At 66.3% G+C, this 20,760-nt stretch carries 17 protein-coding genes; 7 read left to right on the top strand and 10 right to left on the bottom strand.

All coding sequences use genetic code 11. From position 1 onward, the window contains the following. The first annotated feature begins 5 nt into the window (after window positions 1-5). Window positions 6-746: a DsbA family protein gene (locus GGR45_RS08405; protein WP_175311551.1), complete on the top strand. Its 741-nt coding sequence runs from the start codon at window positions 6-8 to the stop codon at window positions 744-746. A gap of 330 nt (window positions 747-1,076) precedes the next feature. Here GGR45_RS08405 and groL read toward each other — a convergent pair whose 3' ends face one another. Together groL and groES are read right to left on the bottom strand one after the other, a co-directional pair. Further along, the gene (gene groL / locus GGR45_RS08400; protein ID WP_175311552.1) at window positions 1,077-2,720 is read right to left on the bottom strand and encodes a chaperonin GroEL; all 1,644 of its coding nucleotides are present in this window, start codon (window positions 2,718-2,720) and stop codon (window positions 1,077-1,079) included. A 54-nt stretch (window positions 2,721-2,774) separates the two neighbouring features. Then, a complete protein-coding gene (gene groES / locus GGR45_RS08395; RefSeq protein ID WP_042484184.1) occupies window positions 2,775-3,062 on the bottom strand; it encodes a co-chaperone GroES in 288 nt (95 codons plus the stop codon). A 228-nt stretch (window positions 3,063-3,290) separates the two neighbouring features. Between groES and sppA the strand changes: the two genes are divergently transcribed. Together sppA and GGR45_RS08385 are read left to right on the top strand one after the other, a co-directional pair. Next, window positions 3,291-5,252: a signal peptide peptidase SppA gene (gene sppA / locus GGR45_RS08390; protein WP_175311553.1), complete on the top strand. Its 1,962-nt coding sequence runs from the start codon at window positions 3,291-3,293 to the stop codon at window positions 5,250-5,252. Between the two features lie 118 nt (window positions 5,253-5,370). Beyond that, on the top strand, window positions 5,371-5,961 hold the full coding sequence (locus GGR45_RS08385; RefSeq protein WP_175311554.1) for a GNAT family N-acetyltransferase: 591 nt from the start codon (window positions 5,371-5,373) through the stop codon (window positions 5,959-5,961). Between the two features lie 39 nt (window positions 5,962-6,000). On the opposite strand, the gene GGR45_RS08380 is transcribed toward GGR45_RS08385, so the two are convergent. Beyond that, the gene (locus GGR45_RS08380) at window positions 6,001-6,885 is read right to left on the bottom strand and encodes an energy transducer TonB (protein ID WP_175311555.1); all 885 of its coding nucleotides are present in this window, start codon (window positions 6,883-6,885) and stop codon (window positions 6,001-6,003) included. Between the two features lie 210 nt (window positions 6,886-7,095). Between GGR45_RS08380 and pgi the strand changes: the two genes are divergently transcribed. The 3 genes from pgi (at window position 7,096) to GGR45_RS08365 (ending at window position 10,495) form a co-directional block, all read left to right on the top strand. Further along, window positions 7,096-8,589: a glucose-6-phosphate isomerase gene (gene pgi, locus GGR45_RS08375; protein WP_175311556.1), complete on the top strand. Its 1,494-nt coding sequence runs from the start codon at window positions 7,096-7,098 to the stop codon at window positions 8,587-8,589. Between the two features lie 240 nt (window positions 8,590-8,829). Next, window positions 8,830-10,179, top strand: coding sequence for a glutathione-disulfide reductase (gene gor, locus GGR45_RS08370; RefSeq protein ID WP_175311557.1), 1,350 nt, complete (start codon window positions 8,830-8,832; stop codon window positions 10,177-10,179). A gap of 142 nt (window positions 10,180-10,321) precedes the next feature. Then, the gene (locus tag GGR45_RS08365) at window positions 10,322-10,495 is read left to right on the top strand and encodes a hypothetical protein (RefSeq protein WP_175311558.1); all 174 of its coding nucleotides are present in this window, start codon (window positions 10,322-10,324) and stop codon (window positions 10,493-10,495) included. 10 nt (window positions 10,496-10,505) lie between these two features. Here the strand turns inward: GGR45_RS08365 and GGR45_RS08360 are convergent, their stop codons facing one another. The 7 genes from GGR45_RS08360 to ptsP all read right to left on the bottom strand — a co-directional run bounded on the left by GGR45_RS08360 (window position 10,506) and on the right by ptsP (window position 20,028). Further along, window positions 10,506-11,123, bottom strand: a complete 618-nt coding sequence (locus GGR45_RS08360; protein WP_175311559.1) for a glutathione S-transferase family protein — start codon at window positions 11,121-11,123, stop codon at window positions 10,506-10,508. A gap of 32 nt (window positions 11,124-11,155) precedes the next feature. After that, window positions 11,156-12,052 carry a dienelactone hydrolase family protein gene (locus tag GGR45_RS08355; RefSeq protein ID WP_175311560.1) on the bottom strand — a complete coding sequence of 299 codons (897 nt, stop codon included), beginning with the start codon at window positions 12,050-12,052 and terminating at the stop codon, window positions 11,156-11,158. 327 nt (window positions 12,053-12,379) lie between these two features. Next, entirely contained in the window at window positions 12,380-14,347 is a 1,968-nt protein-coding gene (ftsH, locus tag GGR45_RS08350; protein ID WP_175311561.1) for an ATP-dependent zinc metalloprotease FtsH, read from the bottom strand. A gap of 112 nt (window positions 14,348-14,459) precedes the next feature. Further along, window positions 14,460-15,452: a tRNA lysidine(34) synthetase TilS gene (gene tilS, locus GGR45_RS08345; RefSeq protein WP_175311562.1), complete on the bottom strand. Its 993-nt coding sequence runs from the start codon at window positions 15,450-15,452 to the stop codon at window positions 14,460-14,462. A gap of 228 nt (window positions 15,453-15,680) precedes the next feature. Next, the gene (locus tag GGR45_RS08340) at window positions 15,681-16,628 is read right to left on the bottom strand and encodes a tetratricopeptide repeat protein (protein WP_175311563.1); all 948 of its coding nucleotides are present in this window, start codon (window positions 16,626-16,628) and stop codon (window positions 15,681-15,683) included. A gap of 87 nt (window positions 16,629-16,715) precedes the next feature. Beyond that, on the bottom strand, window positions 16,716-17,684 hold the full coding sequence (locus tag GGR45_RS08335) for a helix-turn-helix domain-containing protein (RefSeq protein ID WP_175311564.1): 969 nt from the start codon (window positions 17,682-17,684) through the stop codon (window positions 16,716-16,718). Between the two features lie 70 nt (window positions 17,685-17,754). Beyond that, window positions 17,755-20,028 (bottom strand): phosphoenolpyruvate--protein phosphotransferase, encoded by a 2,274-nt coding sequence (gene ptsP, locus GGR45_RS08330; protein WP_175311784.1) that lies wholly within the window; start codon window positions 20,026-20,028, stop codon window positions 17,755-17,757. Window positions 20,029-20,202: 174 nt separating this feature from the next. Between ptsP and GGR45_RS08325 the strand changes: the two genes are divergently transcribed. After that, entirely contained in the window at window positions 20,203-20,718 is a 516-nt protein-coding gene (locus tag GGR45_RS08325) for a DUF4142 domain-containing protein (RefSeq protein ID WP_175311565.1), read from the top strand. The last annotated feature ends 42 nt before the right edge of the window (window positions 20,719-20,760 follow it).

The raw sequence follows: 20,760 nt of genomic DNA, 5'->3' as shown, positions 1-20,760 counted from the left end.
TGTCGATGAAGTCTCGCCTTCTCCTCCTCGCCCTTCCGCTCGCGCTGGCCGCCTGCGGCGGCGGCAATGGCGACGCCAACAGCAGCGCCCCCGCCGCCTCGCCGGTCGCTGCGGTGCCCGCGCCTGCGGGCAAGGACTGGACCCAGGTCGTCAGCAAGACCGCCGAAGGCTATGTGATGGGCAACCCCGACGCGCCCATCAAGCTGGTCGAATATGGCTCGCGTCTATGCCCGGCCTGTGGCGCCTTCGCGCGGGAGGGTTATGAGCCGCTGACCAACAACTACGTCAAATCGGGCAAGGTCAGCTGGGAATTCCGCGAATTCCTGATCCACGGCGCGCCCGACCTTCCCCCCGCGCTGCTTGGCATCTGCGCCGGCGAGGCGACCTTCTTCCCGGTGCTGGAACAGATGTACCAGTCGCAGCAGGGCTTCAACGACAAGCTTCAGGCGATGCCGCCTGCGATGCAGCAGCAGCTCCAGAACGCCAAGCCGGTCGACGTCATCAAGGCGCTGGCCGATCAGATGGACCTCATCAACTTCGTCAAGCAGCGCGGCATTCCCGAGGCCAAGGCGCGCCAGTGCCTGAGCGACATGACGCAGATCGACCGCCTGACCAAGCAGACTCAAGATCGCGGCGCCGACGGCACGGTGACGGGTACGCCGACCTTCATCCTGAACGGCAAGCCGCTCAAGGGCGCGGTCAGCTGGTCCGACGTCCAGGCGGCGTTGAAGAACGCGGGCGCGTAAGCTCGGCTTTCCGGATTACGGGAAAGGCGGTCGGGCGATGGTCCGGCCGCCTTTTTCCATGCCCGTTGCCGCGGGTCGCAACGCCGCCCATGGTGTGCAAAGCGATGCGGGGAAGGCCATAGCGAGGCGGATGGACCGGCCCCTCCCCGCCCGCACCCCGAGCGAATTCCGTGGCCTTCGACTTCGCTCCGGCTGAACGAACGTCGGGATAATGGAACAGACACAAAAAAGGCCCGGGGATCGCTCCCCAGGCCTTTCTTTGGCTGTGTCGCAACGACAGGCCGGTCCGGTTCCCGGCGGAGGATATCCCCCACCGGTTCCCGATCCGGCTTAGAAGTCCATGCCGCCCATGCCGCCCATGCCGCCGCCGGCGGGCATGGCGGGCGACTTGTCTTCGGGCAGCTCGGCCACGGTGGCTTCCGTGGTGATGAGCAGGCCCGCGACCGACGCCGCGTTCTGGAGCGCGGTGCGGACGACCTTGGTCGGGTCGATCACGCCAGCGGCGACCAGGTTCTCATAGGTGTCGGTCGACGCGTTGAAGCCGAACGAGGTGTCGTTCTGGTCGAGCAGCTTGCCCGACACGACCGCACCGTCATGGCCGGCGTTCTGAGCGATCTGGCGAACCAGCGCGGTCAGCGACTTGCGAACGATGTCGATGCCACGGGTCTGGTCGTCATTGACGCCCTTCAGGCCGTCCAGCGCCTTGGTCGCGTACAGCAGCGCCGTACCACCACCGGGGACAATGCCTTCTTCGACCGCCGCGCGGGTCGCGTGCAGCGCGTCGTCGACGCGGTCCTTGCGCTCCTTGACCTCGACCTCGGTCGCACCGCCGACCTTGATGACGGCCACGCCGCCAGCGAGCTTGGCGAGACGCTCCTGGAGCTTTTCGCGGTCGTAATCGCTGGTGGTGTTCTCGATCTGAGCACGGATCGCCTCGGTGCGGCCCTTGATCGCGTCGGCATCACCCGCACCATCGACGATGGTGGTGTTGTCCTTGTCGATCGTGACGCGCTTGGCGGTGCCCAGCATGCCGACGGTGACGGTCTCGAGCTTGATGCCCAGGTCTTCCGAGATCAGCTCGCCCGCGGTCAGGATGGCGATGTCTTCCAGCATCGCCTTGCGACGATCGCCGAAGCCCGGAGCCTTGACCGCTGCGACCTTCAGGCCGCCGCGCAGCTTGTTGACGACCAGGGTCGCCAGCGCTTCGCCTTCGATGTCCTCGGCGATGATCAGGAGCGGACGGCCCGACTGGACGACGGCTTCCAGGATCGGGAGCATCGCCTGCAGGTTCGACAGCTTCTTCTCGTGGATCAGGATGTACGGGTCGTTCAGTTCGACCGTCATCTTTTCCGGGTTGGTGATGAAGTAGGGCGACAGGTAACCACGGTCGAACTGCATACCCTCGACGACGTCGAGCTCGAACTCGAGGCCCTTGGCCTCTTCGACGGTGATGACGCCTTCCTTGCCGACCTTTTCCATGGCTTCGGCGATCTTCTCGCCGACTTCACGGTCGCCATTGGCCGAGATGATGCCGACCTGGGCGACTTCGTTCGAGCCCGAAACGGGCTTCGAGCGGGCCTTGATGTCCTCGACGACCTTGGTGACAGCGATGTCGATGCCGCGCTTCAGATCCATCGGGTTCATGCCGGCCGCGACCGACTTCATGCCCTCGCGGACGATCGCCTGGGCCAGGACGGTCGCGGTGGTGGTGCCGTCACCGGCGATGTCGTTGGTCTTCGACGCCACTTCGCGCACCATCTGCGCGCCCATGTTCTCGAACTTGTCCTTGAGTTCGATTTCCTTGGCGACCGAAACGCCGTCCTTGGTGATGCGCGGGGCACCGAACGACTTGTCGATCACGACGTTGCGGCCCTTCGGACCCAGCGTGACCTTGACGGCATCGGCGAGGATGTCGACGCCCTTCATGATGCGCTCACGCGCGTCGCGCGAAAACTTGACTTCCTTGGCTGCCATGGTGGCTACCCTTTCAATCTGGAATTGTCGTAAAAAACGGGAGAAGGATCAGTCTCAGCCGATGATGCCGAGAATGTCCGATTCCTTCATGATGAGCAGGTCTTCACCGTTCACCTTGACCTCGGTGCCCGACCACTTGCCGAACAGAATGCGGTCGCCCGCCTTCACGTCCAGCGGCGTGACCTTGCCGTCTTCGGCCTTGGCGCCCGAACCGGCGGCGACGACCTCGCCCTCCTGGGGCTTTTCCTTGGCGGTATCCGGGATGATGATCCCGCCAGCCGTCTTTTCCTCGGCCTCGACGCGACGGACGAGAACGCGGTCGTGCAACGGACGAAAGTTCATTGCCATATCCCTTTAATCTGGCGTGTTACACTTTTCTGGCACTCAAGCCATGCGAGTGCCAACGCCACCGGATATGTGAACGGCCATTCAGGCCGTCAACGCCCCGGCCAAAAAAATTTTCGCGGGATTGCGGCCGGGCCGGAACAAAAAAAATGACAACATGGACTGCGTGTTGATCTCATAACACGGGGCATTGCCGCGCTTTCGCTGCTGGGCTAGCGATACCGCATGACCGACGCCCGCGCCGACGCCCTTCCGCCCGCCTCCCCGCTCGATCAGGATTTCAGCCGACCGGGGCGCAAGCCCGGCGGGCGCAGCGGCTGGCGGCTGGTACGCGGCGCCTGGCGTCTGCTGGTCGGCATCAAGGATTTCCTGGTGCTGGCCGCGATGCTGCTCTTCTTCGGCCTGATCTTTGCCGCGCTCAACGCCCGGCCGGGGACCAAGGCGATCACCGACGGCGCGCTCCTGTTGAAACTGGACGGCCCGATCGTCGAGCAGCCCGAAACGATCGCGCCGCTCGCCATGCTGTCGGGCGGCAGCGTGCCGCACCAATATCGCCTGCGCGATCTGGTCCGCGCGATCGACGCGGCCAAGGACGACGGTCGCGTGAAGGTTCTGGTGCTCCATCTGGATGCGTTCGGCGGCGCCTATCCCGCTGCCTTGCAGGAAGTGGGCAACGCGATCCAGCGCTTCCGCAAGGGCGGCAAGCCGGTGCTGGCCTATGCCACCGCCTATACCGACGGCGCATACCGGCTGGCCGCGAACGCCAGCGAAATCTGGGTCAATCCGCTGGGCGGCACGCTGTTCACCGGGCCGGGCGGCAATCAGCTTTACTATAAGGGGCTGATCGACAAGCTGGGCGTGACCACCCATGTCTATCGCGTCGGCAAGTTCAAATCCTTTGTCGAACCCTATATCCGCGCCGACCAGAGCCCCGACGCCCGCGCCGCGTCGCAGGCGCTCTACGGCACGCTGTTCGCCCAGTGGCGCGAGTCGGTCGCCCAGGCGCGCCCCAAGGCCCAGCTCGACAGCTTCCTGACCCAGCCCGACCGCGCCGTCCTGGCGTCGAACGGCAACATCGCCGACGCGAACCTGAAGGCGGGGCTGGTCGACAAGCTGGGTGACAAGCTGGCTTTCGGCAAGCGCGTGGCCGAGATTGCCGGGGCCGAGGCGAACAAGCCCGCAGGCTCGTTCCGCACCATTTCCTATGCCGCCTGGGTCAAGGCCAACCCGCTGCCGACCAAGGGCGATGCGATCGGCGTGCTGACCATCGCGGGCAATATCGTCGATGGCGAAGCCGGTCCCGGCACCGCAGCGGGCGAGACGGTGTCCAAGGCATTGCTCGAAGGCCTCGCCGAGAAGAAGCTGAAGGCGCTGGTCGTGCGCGTCGATTCGCCGGGGGGATCGGTGCTGGCGTCCGAGCAGATCCGCCAGGCGATTCTGGAGGCCAAGCGGCAGAAGCTGCCCGTCATCGTCTCGATGGGCGGCCTTGCGGCGTCGGGCGGTTACTGGGTCTCCACCCCGGCCGACCTGATCTTTGCCGAGCCGGGGACGATCACCGGGTCGATCGGCATTTTCGGCATCATCCCGACCTTTGAGAACACGCTCGCCAAGATCGGCGTGACCACCGACGGAGTGAAGACCACGCCGCTGACCGGCCAGCCGGACGTGCTGGGCGGGACGACGCCGATGCTCGACACCATCCTGCAGGCGGGGATCGAGAATGGCTATCGCCAGTTCCTGTCGCGCGTCGCAGAGGCGCGCCACATGACGCCCGAAAAGGTCGACACCATCGCGCAGGGCCGGGTCTGGGACGGCGGCACCGCGCGCCAGATCGGACTGGTCGACCGGTTCGGCACCCTGTCAGACGCCATCGCCGAGGCCGCCCGCCGCGCCAAGCTGGACCCGGCCAAGGTCCATGCCGAGTATCTGGAGAAGAAGCCGGGCTTCGCCGCGATGCTGGCAGAAGGGTTCGACAGCGATGACGACAGCCAGCAGGGCGGCGACGTCTTCGCCATCGCTGCCGCCGAACGTCGTGCGATCGCCGCCCGTGCCCTGGGCGACGTTGCGCGGCTGGCGCGGGGCGGGTCGGTCCAGGCCCGCTGCCTGGAATGCGGTGCGCTGGGTCCGGTGGGCACGTCGAGCGACGAGCGGCTGCTCGACCTGCTGATCGCGAAGCTGGGGTATTGATCCCCAAACTTCGTTCACGCTGAACGGACGCAGGAATACGGACCCCGGAAATCGGAGGCCTTCCGAACGGCGTATCTGCGCGCTACGCAGGCCCATTCCTTCTGGAGACGCCCCCCGCATGATCGCCATCCGCGCCGCCCGCCCCGAAGACGCCGCCGCCATCGCCGCCATCTATGCCCCGCATGTGCTGGCCGGTGTCGTCTCGTTCGAGACTCAGGCTCCCGACGCCGACATGATGCGCGCGCGGATGGAAGGGGCCGATGGCCTCTATCCCTGGATCGTCGCGACACTCTCTGACGAAAATGGACATGAGGAAGGCGTGATCGGCTATGCCTATGCCGCCCGGTTCCGCGAGCGTGAGGCCTATCGCTGGGTAGTCGAGACCACCATCTATGTCGCCGACGTGTCGCAGCGTTCGGGCGTCGGGCGGCTTCTTTACGAAGCGCTGGTGGACACGCTGACCGCGCAAGGCTTCACCCAGGCCATGGGCGTGATCGCGCTGCCCAATGATGGCTCGATCAAGTTGCACGAAGCGGTCGGCTTTCGCCGCGCGGGCGTGTTTCGCGAGGTCGGCCATAAGCATGGCCGCTGGATCGATGTCGGATATTGGCAGCGCGAACTGGCGGAGCCCGCCCCCCACCCCGCCGAACCGAAACGCTTCACCGATGTCGGCGTGGTACGCGATCCGGTGGCGGGGAAGCATCGCTGACCCGACCATGGGCGGACCAACTCGTCCGCCCTACGATGATCAACGGAACACGAAGAACGGCGCGCCGGGTTTCCAGTTGATGCGGTTGATCCAGACCGAGGCGACGGGCTGGCCATCGGCGGCGACGGCGGGTCGGAACTTCGCGCGCTTGGTCGCCGCGGCGCAGGTCGCGTCCTGAAAAGCCTTGTCGCCGCCCGATTTGGTGACTTCGCATTTCTGGACGGTGCCATCCGCGCCGACGAGCAGGCGGATGATGACGGCGCCTCCCATGCCCATATGGTTCAAGCCGGAGGGATAGTCCTCCGGCCGGAACCAGTTGGCCGGGTTTTCCACGGGCTCCGGCATATTCTCGAGCTGACGCTGCTGCGCAGGATCGAGCCCCCAGGACGCGATCAGATTGTCCGCGCATTTGTCGAGCGCCGCGAGCGGACTCTTCATCGACCCGAGATCGAAACGCGCGGCATAGCGACCGACGAAGCGGATACCGAGGATCGTCGGCTGGCCGGCGTCCACGTCGCTGCGCAGTGCCTTGGGCAGATCGACATCGGGCTGGAAGCGGAGCGTGGCCAGCCCGCCGCTCGTGCCAGCGAAGCCCTGGGCGTGCATACCGGGCACTTCGGCGACCGTGGTGGTCGACACGGATACGGATTGCCGGTCGTCCGTCACCGGGAAAGACCGGCCCGCCAACCCCATCTCCAATCGGTCGCGAAGATCGTATCGGCTGATCTGCAACAGGATCTGATCCTTGCCCTCGCCAAAGTTCCGCATCAGGCGACATTCGGTCGGGGCATAGTCCACTTGCCATTTCGAGGACGGCGCGAGGGGCGGCTTTGGTTCGGCGGCAGCCGAGGCGATTTGCGGCAGAATGCTACCCGCCATGATGGCCATGCCCACCCAGATCGGGATCGTTCGACCGCGCATCATTTTCCCCCTCCAGGTCCGACGTCAAAACCGTCGATACGCCGGGAGAATGACATGATTATTGCCAGTGCCCAATGACAATATCGTCATCCCGTCTGTTGTCCGGCCCACCCCGTCCCCGCCATACCAATCTAAGGCTTGGCTTTGCGCACGCGCTTTGGCTAACGCCGTAGGGAAAGCCCCACCGGGCACGTCAAGGAAGGAACAGGCATCATGGCTGCCGACTGGTCGACGATCGAATCGCTCCCGCAGACCCCGCTTCTCGATCTTTTCGCGAATGATCCCAACCGGCTGGCGTCGCTCAGCCTTGATGTGGCGGGTATCCATTTCGACTGGTCCAAGACCCATCTGACCCCCGAAGCCGTCGCCGCCTTCGTGGAGCTGGCCAAGGCCAAGGGGCTCGCTGCCAAGCGCGATGCCCTGTTCGGCGGCGAGGTCGTCAACGTCACCGAGGGCCGCGCGGTCGAGCACACCGCCGAGCGTGGCGAGGGCAACCCCGAAAGCGTCGCCACGGCCCGCGCCTCGCACGCCCGGATGCGCGCGCTGATCGACGCCATCGAGGCAGAAGCGCTGGGGCCGATCCGCCATGTCCTGCACATCGGCATCGGCGGCTCGGCGCTCGGTCCCGACCTGCTGGTCGATGCGCTGGGCCGCGATACCGACCGTTACGACGTGGCGATCGTATCGAACGTCGACGGCGTCGCGCTGGAGGAGGTGTTCAAGCGCTTCGATCCCGCCGCCACGCTGCTGGTGGTCGCGTCCAAGACCTTCACCACCACCGAGACGATGCTCAACGCCACCTCGGCGCTGCAGTGGATGACCGAGAACGGCGTCGAGGACCCCTATGGCCGCGTCATCGCGCTGACCGCCAACCCCGACAAGGCAGTCGAATGGGGCGTGGACGAAACCCGCATCCTGTCCTTCGCCGAATCGGTGGGGGGGCGCTATTCGCTCTGGTCGACCATCGGTTTCCCCGCCGCGCTGGGCCTTGGCTGGGACGCGTTCGAGGAATTGCTGGAAGGCGCGGCCGAGATGGATCGCCATTTCCGCCTGACCGACCTGGCGCAGAACGCCCCCGCGCTCGCCGCCTTTGCCGACCTCTATTATACCCAGGTCCGCCATGCCGAGACGCGCGCGCCCTTCGCCTATGACGAGCGGCTGCGCCTCCTGCCCTCCTATCTCCAGCAGTTGGAGATGGAGTCGAACGGCAAGGGCGTGACCGTCGATGGCGAGGCCGTAGGCCGCCCCACCGCGGCGATCACCTGGGGCGGGGTCGGCACCGATGCGCAACATGCGGTGTTCCAGCTGCTCCACCAGGGCACCCACCTCGTCCCCGTCGAGTTCATCGCGGTGATCGAGCCGGGCGATGTACTGAGCGACGATCACCATCGCCAGCTGCTGCTCAACGCGTTCGCGCAAGGTGCCGCGCTGATGAAGGGCAAGAAGGTCGATGACCCCGCACGCAGCTATTCGGGCGATCGGCCGTCTTCGACCATCCTGCTCGATACGCTTGACCCGCGCACGCTGGGCGCACTGATCGCCTTCTACGAGCATCGCGTATTCGTGAACGGCGTCCTGCTCGGCATCAACAGCTTCGACCAGTTCGGCGTCGAATTGGGCAAGGAAATGGCCAAGGCCGCCGACCAGGGCGGGCAGGAATTCGATCCCTCGACCGAGGATTTGATCCAGCGGGCGTTCGGCGCGTAATAATCTTCCGCGCTCGCGGGGAGGTGGCAGGCCGCAGGTCTGAAAGAGGGGGGGGCTTCCTCACAGGACAGCCTTTGTGGAACGCCCCCTCCACCATGCTACGCATGGTCCCCCTCCCCGCCGGGGAGGATCGAAGTTTCCGATCACTGTCAGGGGGACGCTGAACTTGGCTCGGCGTTCCCCGTTGTGCTTTTAAGCGGGGCGCACCCTGCACATCTGATTTCCCGGAGAACCGATCCCATGGCTGACTATGACTATGACCTGTTCGTCATCGGCGCGGGCTCAGGCGGCACCCGCGCGTCGCGGGTGGCGGCGGCGCATGGCGCGCGTGTGGCGGTGGCCGAGGAATATCGCGTCGGCGGGACCTGCGTCATCCGGGGCTGCGTGCCCAAGAAGCTGCTCGTCTATGGCGCGCATTTCGCCGAAGATCTGAAGGACGCCCGCCGCTTCGGCTGGCAGGTGCCGAGCGACTGCGAGTTTTCGTGGCAGACGCTACGCGACAATGTCCTGGCGGAGGTCGACCGTCTCAACGGTGCATATAAAAAGACGCTGGAGAGCCACAATGTCGAGATCATCGACCAGCGCGCAACCGTTACCGGGCCGCACAGCGTCCGCCTGGCCGACGGGACAGAGAAGACCGCCGACAAGATCCTGATCGCGGTCGGCGCGCATCCGGCCGTCCCGTCTTGCCCCGGCCACGAACATGGCATCACCTCGAACGAAGCGTTCCATCTGGACTCGATCCCCAAACGCGTGCTGATCGCAGGGGCGGGCTATATTGCCAATGAATTTGCGGGCGTGTTCCACCAGTTCGGCGCGCATGTGACGCTCATCAACCGCAGCAAGGATATCCTGCGCGGCTACGACCTGACGATCCGTGACCGATTGCTCCAGATTTCCATGATGAAGGGGATCGAGTTCCGCTTCGACGCCACCTTCGAGGGGATCGAGAAGCAGGCCGACGGTTCGCTCAGGGTCTCCATGTCGAACCATGCGCCGATCGAGGTCGACCTGGTGATGTTCGCTACCGGCCGGATGCCTAACACCCATGGCCTTGGGCTGGAGAAGGCGGGCGTCGAGTTGGACGATCATGGCGCGGTCAAGGTGGATGAGGACAACCGGTCCACCTGTCCCAGCATCTTCGCGGTCGGCGACGTGACCAACCGCGTGCAGCTGACCCCCGTCGCCATCCGTGAGGGACAGGCCTTTGCCGACACGGTGTTCGGCAACAAACCGACTCGCGTCGATTATGACTGCATTCCGGCGGCGGTATTCAGCCACCCCCCGATGGCCGGCGTCGGCATGACCGAGGCGCAGGCCAAGCAGATGCTGGGATCGGTGCGGGTCTATACTTCCGACTTCCGTCCGATGAAGAATGTGCTGGCGGGCCGCGAGGAGCGCGCCCTGTACAAGATGGTGTGCGACGGCGACACGGGCCGGGTGGTCGGACTGCACATGATTGGCCCCGATGTGCCCGAAATCCTTCAGGCGGCCGCCATCGCGGTGAAGGCGGGGCTGACCAAGGCGCAGTTCGATGCCACCGTCGCGCTGCATCCGACCATGTCGGAGGAACTGGTGCTGATGCGCTGAGACCCCATGCGCCCCCGGTGTGTCACCGGGGGACAGTTCCGCGACTTTGTGACCCATCACGTATCGCGTGAACATTTACCGCCATGCGCGTTTATGGCCGTAGGGGACCGCCAGGCGCCCGAGGATTCGAACGGAAAATGTAATGAGCGAGCAATGCGTTACCTTCGAACAGGTCATCGCTTTTGCCCAAGCGGCAATGGACGGCGCGGATGCGCTGGACCAGCCGCTGGCGGGCAATCACATTGCTGCCGGGCTCGAATTGCTGCGCGTTGCCCGCGAGAATGCCGAACGCGCCCGCTCCTCCGCCTCGTGCTGATCGGTCGCCATCAGTCGTCGTCCGCGATGCCATCATCCAGCGCCGTGGCGCGTCGATGCGCCGGACGGTCCCGCAATCGGCCGATATAGGTCATGATCGCGTCGGTCTTGGGGATCAACCCGAACTGGGTGAACCACATCAGCTGCGCCCCCAGATACACGTCCGCCGCCGTGAAACGCTCACCGGCGATATAGGGATGCTCGGCCACCGCCGCGTCCACGACCCCGACGACCCGATCGAAATCGCCATAGCCCGCCATGCGCTGTTGCTCGTTGGTAGGGGTCACGCCCATGGCGCGGTTGGTGATCGCCGCCTCCAAAGGCCCGGCGGCGAAGAACAGCCAACGATAATAACCCGCCCGCTCATGGGATAGGGGCGCAAGCTCGGCATCGGGAAAGGCGTCGGCCAGATAGGCACAGATCGCCGCCGTTTCGGTTACCACCTGCCCCATATGGACGATGGCAGGCACCTTCATCATCGGGTTGATCGCACGGTATTCGGGCGCGATCATCGTCGATCCGTAATCCAGCACGATGGCCTCATAAGCCGCACCCGTCTCCTCCAGCATCCACCGCGCGATGCGGCCGCGCGACTGGGGGTTGGTATACAGCGTCAGGTCGGCAGTCATACGCGCTCCATGGCGATGTTGAGGTGATTGGTTCAGGCCCGGTCGAGATGACGGTGCAGGAAGGCGATCGTCCGCACCCAAGCCTGGGTCGCGGCCGCGGCGTTATAACGTTCGGCCGAGCCGTCATTGTTGAAGGCATGGTTGACGCCCGGATAGGTGAAGGCCTCGACCGGTCGCCCCGCCTGACGCAGCGCCGCGACCCAGGGCTCGCCGGTCGCATTCACCCGCGCATCCTTGCCTGCATAATGGAGCATCAGCGGCGACTGGACCTTCGCCGCCTCACTGGGATTCGGCGCGGGTCCATAATAGGCCACGCCCGCCGACAGCGCCGAGCCGGCCGCCACGGCCAGCCGATTGACGAACGCCCCGCCCCAGCAGAACCCTACCGCGCCCGCCCGGCCAGTCCCCGTCCTGTCGGCGGCAGCATGGGCTATCATCGCCCGCGCTTGAGCTAGTGCCAGATCATAGTCGAGCGTCCCGATCAGCGTCCGCGCGCGATCCTCGTCCGCCGGGGTCCCCCCTTGCGGCGCGAGTAGGTCGGGGGCGACCGCATGGAACCCGGCGAGCGCCACCCGTCGCGCGACATCTTCGATATGCGGGGTCAGCCCGCGATTTTCATGGATGACCAGCACCGTTCCCAGCCGCTTCGTCACGCCCTTGGGGCTGGCGAGATAGGCGGCCGAGCGCGCCCCGGCCTCCATCCCCTCGCGGCGGTCGATGCGCAGTCGTGCGTCGTGCGGATCGGTGATCGCCGCTGCCGCAGGGCTGGCGGCGATGCCCAGGATCAGCGCTTCGGCCGCCGCCACCGATCCGGCCAGGGCGGTCATCTGGCGCAGCAGCGTCCGCCGGTCGTGATGCTCATGGGTGAAGGCGTCATAGATTCGGACCGCGCGGTCGCGCAGCGAGTCGGCCGGGGGGATATCGGTCATGCGGGCATCCTCCACTCATGATCGCGGGTCCGGCATGGGCACCGACATTCTCGCGATCCTGATAAGGAGTTTAGAGGCGTGCGCGGTCTCGGGCTAGGCTTGATTGGGCGGGGTCGGTACCGAGCCTTCGCCTTCGCTCAGACCGAACCGACCGAGGACGGGTCGGGAGCCGCCCGCCCTTTCGGGAAGCACCGCTTATAAAAGCCGTTCGCCTTCCTTCCGTTCGCGCCTGGCAGTCGAAGCCTACGGGCTGGCGCTCTCGCCATCCCAAAACAAAAGGGCCGCCCCTTCATCAGGGACGGCCCTTTGGTCATCTTGCCGGAACGATCAGGCCCCCAGCGGGCTCGGCGATCCGAACGGACCCGCGCCACGCCGTGTCTTGGGGATCGAGGTCCCCGCCTTGGCGATCGGCACGCTCTTCGTCTTGGGATCGTCGCGACCGATATCGTCGCCCGCGATCAGCTTCTTGATCTCGTCGCCCGACAGAGTCTCATATTCGAGCAGCGCTCCGGCCAGCAGATGGAGCTGATCGACATGCTCGGTCAGCACATGCTTGGCGCGGTGCAGCCCGCCCTCGACGATCGACTTGATCTCGTCGTCGATCAGTTGCGCGGTCTGGTTGGACATGCGCACCGGCTGGCTGGACGAATAGCCCAGGAAGCTCTCGCCTTCCGGCTGCGCATATTCGACCGGGCCTACCTTGTCCGACATGCCCCATTTGGTGACCATGTCGCGGGCCAGACCCGTGGCGTACTGGATGTCGCCGCTGGCGCCGCTCGACACCTTGTCATAGCCGAAGATGATCTCCTCGGCCACGCGACCGCCCATGGCGACCGCCAGGTTCGCGTACATCTTGTCGCGGTGATAGCTGTACGAGTCGCGTTCCGGCAGGCGCATCACCATACCCAGCGCACGGCCGCGCGGGATGATCGTCGCCTTGTGGATCGGATCCGACGCCGGTTCGTGCAGCGCGATGATCGCATGGCCCGCTTCGTGATAGGCGGTCATCCGCTTCTCGTCCTCGGTCATGACCATGGAGCGGCGCTCCGCGCCCATCATGACCTTGTCCTTGGCTTCCTCGAACTCGGCACTGGCGACCAGGCGCTTGCCCTTGCGCGCCGCCATCAGCGCGGCTTCGTTGACGAGGTTGGCGAGGTCGGCGCCCGAGAAGCCCGGCGTGCCGCGCGCGATGACGCGGGCGTCGACGTCGGGGGCGAGCGGCACCTTCTTCATATGGACTTCGAGGATCTTCACGCGGCCATCGATGTCGGGGCGCGGCACCACGACCTGGCGGTCGAAGCGGCCCGGACGCAGCAGCGCGGGGTCGAGCACGTCGGGACGGTTGGTCGCGGCGATGATGATGATGCCCTCATTGGCCTCGAAACCATCCATCTCGACCAGCAGCTGGTTCAACGTCTGCTCGCGCTCATCATTGCCATTGCCCAGGCCCGCACCGCGATGACGGCCGACGGCGTCGATTTCGTCGATGAAGACGATGCACGGCGCCGACTTCTTGGCCTGCTCGAACATGTCGCGCACGCGGCTCGCGCCGACGCCGACGAACATCTCGACAAAGTCCGAACCCGAGATGGTGAAAAAGGGCACGCCCGCCTCACCCGCAATGGCGCGGGCGAGCAGCGTCTTGCCGGTACCGGGCGAGCCGACCAGCAGGGCACCCTTCGGAATCTTGCCACCCAGCCGCGCGAACTTCGACGGGTCCTTCAGGAACTCGACGATCTCCTGCAGTTCCTCGCGCGCTTCGTCGATACCGGCCACATCGTCGAAAGTGACCTTGCCTTCCTTCTGGGTCAGCATGCGCGCGCGGCTCTTGCCGAAGCCCATCGCGCCGCTCGCCCCGCCGCCCTTCTGCATCTGGCGCAGCACGAAGAAGGCGATGCCGATGAACAGCAGGAACGGCAGCGAATTATAGAGCATCAGCATCCAGATGGACGGCCCTTCCTCGGTCTTCGCCGTGAAGGTCACGCCCTTTTCCCGCAGACGCGGGATCAGCTGCGAATCGGGGACCGGGGTCGTGCGGAACTTTTCGCCCGACGAGAGCTGGCCAGTGATCGAGTCGCGCGAGATGGTCGCGGTCTTCACCGTGCCCTCGTCCACCTTGTCGAGGAAGGTGGAATATTCGATCTGATTGCCGCTCTGCGCCGAGGATCCCGCGCCCGACAGGCTGACGAACAAGGCGAGCGCCATCAGGATGCCCACCCAGATCAACAGGCTCTTCATCCAGGGGTTGCCGCCCCCATTGGGATCGGGGCTCTGCTGCTTGTCGTTATCGTTCATCGGTGCCGGATACCTTTCAGCCCTCAAGATAGGCATGGCGAGGTTAATGGCAATGGAACAACACCGATCATTGTGATCGGGACAAAAGCAATCCGCCCGGCACCGGGGAGGATCAGCCTGTCTTCCTCGGGGGCGCGGGCCGGAAGCGCCAGACGCCGGAGCGGACGCTGGCAATTACCCCGGCCTGGGTCGCACGGCTGCCATGCGCCAGCGATTCGAGCAGCTTTTCGATATTGCTCCCGTCGCTCCAGGCCGGCGCCTCGATCCCGGCGATGGCGCGCACCGTGCCGATCGCACGGCGGGCCAGCCGCCGCCCGAGCTCACGCGGCAGGTCGGCCGCCTGAATGCGGACATTGTCGCCGTCGATCTGCGCCCGCTCGTGCCACAACCATTCGACCGTCGCGCGCAGATCGGTATCCGCCTCGGCCAGTTGCGCCGCCGCGCGCGCGAGTTGCGCCACGCCCAGCCATTCATGCCCGTCGAGCAACTGGCGGAAGCGCGTGCGGTCGTGGCGCGGATCGTGATTGGCGGGATCGTCGACAAACGGCGCCTCGGCACGACGGACAATCCGCCGCAGTTCGGCGCGTCGCCAGTCGAGCAGCGGACGCAGCACGACCGCGTCCGCGATCACCGTCCGTGCGCGCACCCCCGACAGGCCCGACAGCCCCGCCCCGCGCGCGGCGCGCATCAGGAAGGTTTCGGCCTGGTCATCGGCATGATGCGCGGTCAGGACCGCCGCCGCGCCGATCGCCCGCGCCTGCGCGGCGAGCAGGGCATAGCGGGCTTCGCGCGCCTGGGACTGAATGCTCGCCCCCGCGATCGCCGTTTCGGGGCGCAGGCCATGATGCGGCACGCCCAGCGTCGTGCAATGATTGGCCACCATTCGCATTTCGTCCGCTGCTTCGGCGCGCAGGCCGTGGTCGACCGTCGCCGCCGCAATTCGCCCGGGAAACGCCGCGGCCGCCAACGTCAGCATCGCCATGCTGTCGGGACCGCCGGACACCGCCAGCAACAGGGGCGCCGGATCGGCGTGGGGATCGTGAAGAAGCGTCAGATCGGCGGCGAAGCGCGCAATCTGATCGTCGGCCGTGGCATCGGTGGCCATGATGCTCTCAAAACTGGTCAGGGATGCGCGCGCTCTGGCCCTTCGGCTGCACCAGTGCAAGAGGTTTTGCGATCCCGGAAGGTGGTTGCGGGCTCATTCCTACCCGACAAGGGGTGGCGGCGGAGCGAAGCCCAGAAGGAGGGGTGCCGCCCCCTCGTTAGCGGGACACCCCTCCACCATATTGCGCATGGTCCCCCCCTCCCCTTGCAGGGGAGGAATGCGTTTACATCACTGGCACTTGGCCGCGCTGCGCCCACTGGCGATCTGCGACTTCATCGCGGCGGACAGCTTGGCACCGTACACGTCGGACAGTTCGTCATAGACCTTGCAGGCATCGGCGGGCTTGTTGAGCTTGGTCAGCGCCTGACCCAGATAGAGCAGGCTGTCGGGCGCGCGCTCGCCGTCCGGAAATTTCTTATAATTTTCATAGAAGGCCATCGAGGCAAGGCTGGGCTTGCCGGAGTCGAGATAGCTGCGACCCAGCAGGTTCTGCGCGAAGCTGGCGCGGCGGCTCTTGGGATAGTCGGCGACCATCTTTTTCAACGCGGCTTCGGCCTCGGGATAGCGCTTGGCCTGCCACAGGCGATAGCCATAGAGATAGGCATCCTCGGCCGGATCGCCGGTCGACGGCTTCTCAACCGCCGCACCACCGGTCGCGGCCGGACCCGCCGTCGCGGTATCGCCGGTCACCACCGAGGGGGCCGCCGGGGTCTTGACCGGGCGGGTCGATCCGGTCGCAGCAGCGGGCGCGGGCGTGTCGAGCGGCGCACTCTGGCCAGCAGGCGCGATCGGCGCGGGGCCGGACTCCAGCGCCTTCAACCGCGCTTCGGTCGCGCGCTTATAGGCGTCGAACTGATCCTGAAGCTGGCGGGTGCGATAACCATTCTGTTCGATCTGGCCGGTCAGGCCCGCCATCTGCTCCTCCAGCGAGGTCACGCGCGAGGTCAGGTCGGACAGAGCGCTGGACGCGGGTACGCCCGGCGCCTGCGTTTGGGTGTGCGGCGCGGTTATCTCGGGCTGGACATAACCGCCCGCGCCGTTCGGGAAGACCTTGCGCTGGACGGCGCGCATCTCGCTTTCCAGCTTGCCGACCCGGCCTTCGACATTGGATTGGGCAATGGCAGCGGTCGGCAGGATCATGACGGCCGCGACCCCGGCCAACAACAGGTTACGCATCGGTTTCACCCCCCCGGTGGGCTGGTTATGAAAGGGACAAGGCTATCCTACCCTGCCCGGCTGTCGCCAGCCTTAAGATTCAGGCCCTTACAGATCCGCTGGTGCCGTGGTGGCGGGCGAAGGCGTCGCCGCGGGCGTCGGGACATCACGGCCCGTTTCGCCGCCGGCGCTCGGCGTTGCACGCTGCTCGGAACGCTCGCGCAACGGGGTGCGGAGGGTCGGCGCGACGGTGGCCGCGGTCGCTGGAGCGCCCGACAGACGGGCACCGATCGCCTGCGGATCGAGCGGCACATCCTTGATCGCGCGCGATCCATCGCCCAACGCAGGGATCGCCTGACCGTTCAGTGTCACCGCCAGCTTGTCGGGGCGACCGACATTGAGCAGCGGTCCCTTGGCAGTGGCGGGCACCTCATAGCTTTCGCCGGGCTTCAACGTGCCCATTTTCAGCGTGACGTTGTCGGCGTCATAAACGCGCAGCCAGACCTCGCCCTTGGCGGTCAGCACGACCTTGCCCCCCGTTATTGGCGTCGGGCTGGGTGCCGGAGCGGGTGCGGGCGCGGTGCCGTTGGTCAGCGGGGTCGCGGCGGGGACCTCCTGCGCGGTGCGGTCGCGGCGGAACAGATCGGTACCGTACCACAGGCCGGCGATGATGAGCAGCGCCAGCGCCAGGCCGACGCCGACGATCGCCAGTCCGCGCGATGGCACGCGGGCAGGGTCGGCAATGTCCTGCGGCACATATTCGGTCACGCGGCGACCCAGCCGGTCGACATCGGCGCGCACGGCCTGGGCGATCGCGACCTCGTCCGCCCCGACCGCGCGGGCATAGGCCTTGGCGAAGCCGACAGCATAGGTGGCCGAGGGCAGGCTCTGATAATCGGAAGCCTCGATCGCCGCGAGATGACGACTGGGGATACGCGTGCGCGCACCGATATCGCCCAGCGAAAGCCCCTGCGCCTCACGCGCCGTGCGCAGGACGTCACCGGCGCGGGCAGGTGCCGCCGGTGCGGCATCGTGGCCGGGATTGACCTCGTCCATTCTCAACTCCGAAGCGACCATGGCCCACCCCATGATCGCGGTCGTTCTTTCAGACGGTTGGGATCAAGTCAACGCGAACACCTGACTTGGATCAGGCCAATTCGACACCGTTCGTCGCAGCCCAGGCACCAAGCGCCCCACGCATGTCACGCACCGGATGCGCCAGCAGCCGCGCTACCTCGGCGGTGATCGCCTCCCGGTCGAGCGAGCGGATCATCGCCTTGACCGGACCGACCGCCGCCGGGGTGATCGACAGCCGGTCGATGCCGAGGCCAATCAGCGCCATGGCCTCCAGCGGACGGCCGCCCATCTCGCCGCACACCCCGATCGGCACACCCGCCGCGCGTGCAGGCTCGACCACCCGTCGCATGAAGCGCAGGATCGAGGGGCTGAGCCAGTCATAGCGCTCGGCCAGCTTGGGGTTGGCGCGATCGGCGGCGAACAGGAACTGGGTCAGGTCGTTGGTGCCGATCGACAGGAAATCGACATTCGGCAGGATCAGGTCGAGCTGTTCCGCCAGCGCAGGCACTTCCAGCATCGCGCCGTAGCGGACGTCGAGCGGCAGGCGACGCCCGCGCGAGCCCAGCCAGGCCCGCTGCGCCTCGAACAACGCCTTGGCCTCGTCGAACTCCCATGCCTCCGACACCATCGGGAACATGATGTTGAGCGTCCGCCCCGATCCCGCCTCGATCAGCGCGCGCGCCTGCGCTTTCATCAACCCGTCGCGCTCCAGCGCCAGGCGCAGCGCGCGCCAGCCCATCGCCGGGTTCTCCTCGTCCCCCGGATCGGTGTTGAGATAGGGCAAGGCCTTGTCGCCGCCGATGTCGATGGTGCGGAAAATCACCGGCCGGTCGCCCGCCGCCTCCATCACGTCGCGGTACAGCCGCTGCTGCCGCTCGCGCTGCGGCAGGGTGGCGGACACCAGGAACTGGAACTCGGTGCGGAACAGCCCGATCCCGTCGGCGCCCGTGGTGTCGAGCGCGGCGGCATCGTCGCGCAGGCCCGCATTGACCATCAGGGTGACGCGGTGCCCATCCTTCGTGACCGGCGGTACGTCCCGCAGCGCCGCGAACGCCGCGCGCCGCTTCTGGCGCAGCGCCAGCTTGGCTTCGAACGCCTCCTCCATAGCAGCGGTCGGGCGGACGAGCACGCTGCCCTCCGCCACGTCGAGCAGCAACTGGTCGCCGTCCGCGATCTGGCGGCGCACGTCGCTGACCCGGCCCAGCACCGGCACGCCCATGGCGCGCGCGACGATGATGACATGCGCGGTCAGCGATCCCTCTTCCAGGATCACGCCTTTCAGCCGCCGGCGATCATATTCCAGCAGCTCGGCCGGACCCAGGTTGCGCGCGATCAGGATCGTGTCCTGCCGCAGCCCCAGTTGCGCCGCCGTCCCCATCTGGCCCGACACGATGCGGAGCAGCCGGTTGGACAGGTCCTCCAGATCGTGCATCCGGTCGGCGAGCAGCGGATCGTCGATCTGGCGCATCCGCTGGCGCGTGCGCTGCTGCACCCGCTCGATCGCCGCCTCGGCGGTCAGGCCGCTGTCGATCGCCTCGTTGATGCGCCGCGCCCAGCCCTCGTCATAAGCGAACATCTTGTAGGTCTCGATGACCTCGACATGCTCGCCCGCGACGCCGAACTCCGCCTCGCGCGCCATGCGGTCGATCTGTTCGCGCATCTTGTCGAACGCGGCGTAGACACGACGCCGCTCGGCATCGATATCCTCGGCGACCGTGTGCTCGATGAAGATACGCGGCTGGTGATAGACGGCAAAGCCGCTGCCCATGCCCTCGACGAGCTTCTGGCCGCTCAGCCGGATCGTCGCGGTCATCTGCGGCCGCGCGCCGCCCGCGCCCGCCGCGTCGATCAGCCCGGCATTGGCGATCAGCTCGGACAGGACCATGGCGACGGTCTGCAGCGCTTCGATCTCGACATCGGCGTATTTGCGCGGTTCGCTGTGCTGGACCGCCAGCACGCCCACCGCGCGTTCGCGCCGGATGATCGGCACGCCCGCAAAGCTGTGGAACCGGTCCTCGCCGGTTTCGGGCTTGTAGGCGAAGTCGGGATGGCTGGCCGCTTCGTCCAGGTTCAGCACCTCGACATCCTCGGCGATGGTGCCGACCAGCCCCTCGCCCAGCGCCAGCTTGGTGACATGGACCGCCTCCTCGGCCAGTCCGCGGGTCGCGAACAGCTCCAACACCCCTTCGCGCAGGAGATAGATGGAGCAGACCTCGCTGCCGATCGCCTCGCCGATGATCTGAACCACCTGGTTCAGCTTGGCTTGGGCGGGGGTACGCGACGCCATGACGTCGTGCAATCGAACGAGGATCTCGCGGGCGGAGGCGGCGGCCGAAACGGGCATGGTGACAGGGCTAACAGACGGCATGTGGCGGTGTCATGCGCTAATATTGCGCGTCCGTGCCTTTGAAGGGGCGTCGCACCCGCCAACTCCCTGATCTGAATTATAAATCAGATATTTATCGGGAACAGCGCGGCAAACGGCCGGTTGCTTCAACGTCCGTTACGGGAGAGCATCATGCCCAAATTCCTATCCGCCGCCCTTGCCCTCGGCTTTGCCGCCGCCCCGATCGCCGCGCAGACCCCGCCGCCCCCGCCCCCCGCCGCTGCCAAGGCACAGGCGGCCGCCTATGTGAAGGCTGCAGGCATGAGCGATCTGTACGAGATCACCTCCAGCAAGCTGGCCTTGCAAAAGTCGCGCAATGACGACGTCCGGCGATTCGCCCAGATGATGATCGATCATCATACCCAGACGACCGCCGCGACGGTTCGCGCCGCCAAACAGGATGGCCTGAAGCCCATGCCGCCCAAGCTCGGCGGGGCGGAGGCGTCGATCGGCGAGCTTCGCCGCGCCTCGGCCGACGGGTTCGACCGCCTCTATATCGGTCAGCAGCTGCCCGCCCATCAGGCCGCGCTGGACTTGCACCGGAGCTTTGCCGCCAATGGCGACCGCCCCGCGCTGAAGGCCAGCGCCCAAGCAGCGGTGCCGATCGTCCAGCAGCATATCCAGATGCTGCAACAGATGCCGCGCTAAGCGATCCTCCCCGGCACGGGGAGGTGGCAGGCCATAGGCCTG

Origin of the sequence: Sphingomonas zeae, from assembly GCF_014197135.1 — a bacterium.
GTDB classification, from domain to species: domain Bacteria; phylum Pseudomonadota; class Alphaproteobacteria; order Sphingomonadales; family Sphingomonadaceae; genus Sphingomonas; species Sphingomonas zeae.
The sequence above is the reverse complement of the archived record's forward strand: the minus strand, read 5'-3'. Positions and strand labels throughout refer to the sequence as shown.

What these genes read in the sequence shown, in the direction of transcription:
- GGR45_RS08405 (WP_175311551.1), top strand. Translation starts at nt 6, where the DNA reads ATGAAGTCTCGCCTTCTCCTCCTCGCCCTTCCGCTCGCGCTGGCCGCC.
- groL (WP_175311552.1), bottom strand. Translation starts at nt 2,720, where the DNA reads ATGGCAGCCAAGGAAGTCAAGTTTTCGCGCGACGCGCGTGAGCGCATC.
- groES (WP_042484184.1), bottom strand. Translation starts at nt 3,062, where the DNA reads ATGAACTTTCGTCCGTTGCACGACCGCGTTCTCGTCCGTCGCGTCGAG.
- sppA (WP_175311553.1), top strand. Translation starts at nt 3,291, where the DNA reads ATGACCGACGCCCGCGCCGACGCCCTTCCGCCCGCCTCCCCGCTCGAT.
- GGR45_RS08385 (WP_175311554.1), top strand. Translation starts at nt 5,371, where the DNA reads ATGATCGCCATCCGCGCCGCCCGCCCCGAAGACGCCGCCGCCATCGCC.
- GGR45_RS08380 (WP_175311555.1), bottom strand. Translation starts at nt 6,885, where the DNA reads ATGATGCGCGGTCGAACGATCCCGATCTGGGTGGGCATGGCCATCATG.
- pgi (WP_175311556.1), top strand. Translation starts at nt 7,096, where the DNA reads ATGGCTGCCGACTGGTCGACGATCGAATCGCTCCCGCAGACCCCGCTT.
- gor (WP_175311557.1), top strand. Translation starts at nt 8,830, where the DNA reads ATGGCTGACTATGACTATGACCTGTTCGTCATCGGCGCGGGCTCAGGC.
- GGR45_RS08365 (WP_175311558.1), top strand. Translation starts at nt 10,322, where the DNA reads ATGAGCGAGCAATGCGTTACCTTCGAACAGGTCATCGCTTTTGCCCAA.
- GGR45_RS08360 (WP_175311559.1), bottom strand. Translation starts at nt 11,123, where the DNA reads ATGACTGCCGACCTGACGCTGTATACCAACCCCCAGTCGCGCGGCCGC.
- GGR45_RS08355 (WP_175311560.1), bottom strand. Translation starts at nt 12,052, where the DNA reads ATGACCGATATCCCCCCGGCCGACTCGCTGCGCGACCGCGCGGTCCGA.
- ftsH (WP_175311561.1), bottom strand. Translation starts at nt 14,347, where the DNA reads ATGAACGATAACGACAAGCAGCAGAGCCCCGATCCCAATGGGGGCGGC.
- tilS (WP_175311562.1), bottom strand. Translation starts at nt 15,452, where the DNA reads ATGGCCACCGATGCCACGGCCGACGATCAGATTGCGCGCTTCGCCGCC.
- GGR45_RS08340 (WP_175311563.1), bottom strand. Translation starts at nt 16,628, where the DNA reads ATGCGTAACCTGTTGTTGGCCGGGGTCGCGGCCGTCATGATCCTGCCG.
- GGR45_RS08335 (WP_175311564.1), bottom strand. Translation starts at nt 17,684, where the DNA reads ATGGTCGCTTCGGAGTTGAGAATGGACGAGGTCAATCCCGGCCACGAT.
- ptsP (WP_175311784.1), bottom strand. Translation starts at nt 20,028, where the DNA reads ATGCCCGTTTCGGCCGCCGCCTCCGCCCGCGAGATCCTCGTTCGATTG.
- GGR45_RS08325 (WP_175311565.1), top strand. Translation starts at nt 20,203, where the DNA reads ATGCCCAAATTCCTATCCGCCGCCCTTGCCCTCGGCTTTGCCGCCGCC.